General features: G+C 47.1%; 1 tRNA gene and 1 rRNA gene. Both read left to right on the forward strand.

The features are described 5' to 3' along the window. The first annotated feature begins 6 nt into the window (after positions 1-6). A tRNA-Ala gene (locus tag Q4Q40_RS23945) sits at positions 7-80 on the forward strand. Positions 81-321: 241 nt separating this feature from the next. Beyond that, a 23S ribosomal RNA gene (locus Q4Q40_RS23950) occupies positions 322-3,147 on the forward strand. Positions 3,148-3,175 lie beyond the last annotated feature (28 nt).

Consider the following 3,175-nt stretch of genomic DNA (forward strand, 5'->3'; position numbering starts at 1 on the left):
AAAAACGGGGGATTAGCTCAGCTGGCTAGAGCGCCTGCCTTGCACGCAGGAGGTCATCGGTTCGACTCCGATATTCTCCACGATTCCGTTTTACGGAAAAACGTTCATTGACATATTGAAAAAAGATACATAAAAAATAAAGATTAGAATTTATTCTAGTCATATAATATATTATGGATTAATTAGGATCACGAGCGATCTCTAATTAATCACATTAATTTAGATTATGGGGTGTAGGAAATAAGATTTAGTATTCATTTACTAAAACTTAAGACTGAAAAGCATAATTTAAATAGTAACTCATTAAAAAAGCAAAAAGTACAATAAGCTAAATAAGGGCGTATGGGGAATGCCTAGGCTCTCAGAGGCGAAGAAGGACGTGATAAGCTGCGAAAAGCTGCGGGGATCGGCACACACGAATTGATCCGCAGATATCCGAATGGGGCAACCTGTCATGTTGAAGACATGTCACCTCGCAAGAGGAGCAAACCCGGAGAACTGAAACATCTAAGTACCCGGAGGAGAAGAAAACAAAAGTGATTCCGTTAGTAGTGGCGAGCGAAAGCGGATTAGCCCAAACCAGTATTGTTACGGCAATGCTGGGGTTGTAGGACCACGCTGTTGATTTCATAATGAATTAGAATCCTTTGGAAAGAGGAACCATAGAGGGTGATAGTCCCGTATAAGTAAAGCGTGTAAATCATAGTGGTATCCTGAGTAGCGCGGGACACGAGTAATCCTGTGTGAATCAGTCGGGACCATCCGATAAGGCTAAATACTCCTGAGAGACCGATAGTGAACTAGTACCGTGAGGGAAAGGTGAAAAGAACCCTGAATAAGGGAGTGAAATAGAACCTGAAACCATACGCTTACAAGCGGTCGGAGCAGACTTGATCTGTGACGGCGTGCCTTTTGCATAATGAGCCTACGAGTTACCGTTGCTAGCAAGGTTAAGGACTTCAGGTCCGGATCCGTAGCGAAAGCGAGTCTGAATAGGGCGTTTTAGTTAGTAGTGGTAGACGCGAAACCGTGTGATCTACCCATGGGCAGGTTGAAGCTGTAGTAACATACAGTGGAGGACCGAACGGATATACGTTGAAAAGTGTTCCGATGACCTGTGGGTAGGGGTGAAAGGCCAATCAAACTCGGAAATAGCTCGTACTCCCCGAAATGCATTTAGGTGCAGCGTTGAGTTATAGTTTTATAGAGGTAGAGCTACTGATTGGATGCGGGGGCTTCACCGCCTACCAATTCCTGACAAACTCCGAATGCTATAAAATGATACTCAGCAGTGAGGGCATGGGTGCTAAGGTCCATGTCCGAGAGGGAAAGAACCCAGACCATCAGCTAAGGTCCCCAAATATATGTTAAGTTGAAATAACGCGGTTGAACTGCTTTGACAGCTAGGATGTTGGCTTGGAAGCAGCCATTCATTTAAAGAGTGCGTAACAGCTCACTAGTCGAGCGGTTCGGCATGGATAATAATCGGGCATAAACATATTACCGAAGCTATGGGATAGAAATATCGGTAGGGGAGCATTGTAGTGTCGTCGAAGGTGTTCTGCGAGGGATGCTGGAGAAGCTACAAAAGAAAATGTAGGCATAAGTAACGATAATGCGGGCGAGAAACCCGCACACCGAAAGACTAAGGTTTCCTCAGCTATGCTAATCAGCTGAGGGTTAGTCGGGACCTAACGCGAACCCGAAAGGGGTAGTGGATGGCCAACAGGTTAATATTCCTGTACCTGCTCACGCTAAAAGTGACGGAGGCGAAAAGTTAGTGCGTACTGACGGAATAGTACGTTGAAGCCAGTGGTAACACGGCGATAGTACACTGCGACTTCGGTCAAGGTGATAATCTAGCAAATCGACTTCCAAGAAAAGCGAGTGAAGCAGCCCGTACCCTAAACCGACACAGGTAGTTGGGATGAGAATTCTAAGGTGCTCGAGAGATTCATGGCTAAGGAATTAGGCAAAATAGACTCGTAACTTCGGGAGAAGAGTCGCCACCCTTCGGGGTGGCCGCAGTGAAAAGGTCCAGGCGACTGTTTATCAAAAACACAGGGCTATGCTAAATTGAAAGATGATGTATATGGCCTGACACCTGCCCGGTGCTGGAAGGTTAAGTGGAGGGTTTAGCTTCGGCGACGATCTCAAATGAAGCCCCAGTAAACGGCGGCCGTAACTATAACGGTCCTAAGGTAGCGAAATTCCTTGTCGGGTAAGTTCCGACCTGCACGAATGGTGCAACGATCTGGACACTGTCTCAGCCATGAGCTCGGTGAAATTGTAGTATCGGTGAAGATGCCGATTACCCGCTGTGGGACGAAAAGACCCCGTGCACCTTTACTATAGCTTAGTATTGGTTTTGGATAAGTAATGTGTAGGATAGGTGGGAGACATTGAAGTGGCGTCGCTAGGCGTTGTGGAGTCATTGTTGAAATACCACCCTTTGCTTATCTAGAGTCTAACCTTCTTATGAAGGGACAGTGCTTGGTGGGTAGTTTGACTGGGGTGGTCGCCTCCAAAAGAGTAACGGAGGCTTCTAAAGGTTCCCTCAGCACGCTTGGTAACCGTGCGTAGAGTGCAATGGCATAAGGGAGCTTGACTGAGAGACCTACAAGTCGATCAGGTACGAAAGTAGAGCATAGTGATCCGGTGGTTCCGCATGGAAGGGCCATCGCTCAAAGGATAAAAGGTACGCCGGGGATAACAGGCTGATCTCCCCCAAGAGCTCACATCGACGGGGGGGTTTGGCACCTCGATGTCGGCTCGTCACATCCTGGGGCTGGAGAAGGTCCCAAGGGTTGGGCTGTTCGCCCATTAAAGTGGCACGCGAGCTGGGTTCAGAACGTCGTGAGACAGTTCGGTCTCTATCTACAGTGGGCGTTAGAAATTTGAGTGGATCTGACTCTAGTACGAGAGGACCGAGTTGGACTAACCTCTGGTGTATCAGTTGTTTCGCCAGAAGCATTGCTGAGTAGCTACGTTGGGAAGGGATAAGCGCTGAAAGCATATAAGCGCGAAACCCACCACAAGATGAGATTTCTTTAAAGGGTCGTGGAAGATTACCACGTTGATAGGCTATAGGTGTAAAGGCAGTAATGTCATAGCCGAGTAGTACTAATAACCCATAGGCTTATTGTATAATCCCCCTCTAACTCTCTGTCAAAAG

Source organism: Flavivirga jejuensis, from assembly GCF_030540765.1.
In the GTDB taxonomy this organism is placed as follows: Bacteria; Bacteroidota; Bacteroidia; order Flavobacteriales; family Flavobacteriaceae; genus Flavivirga; species Flavivirga jejuensis.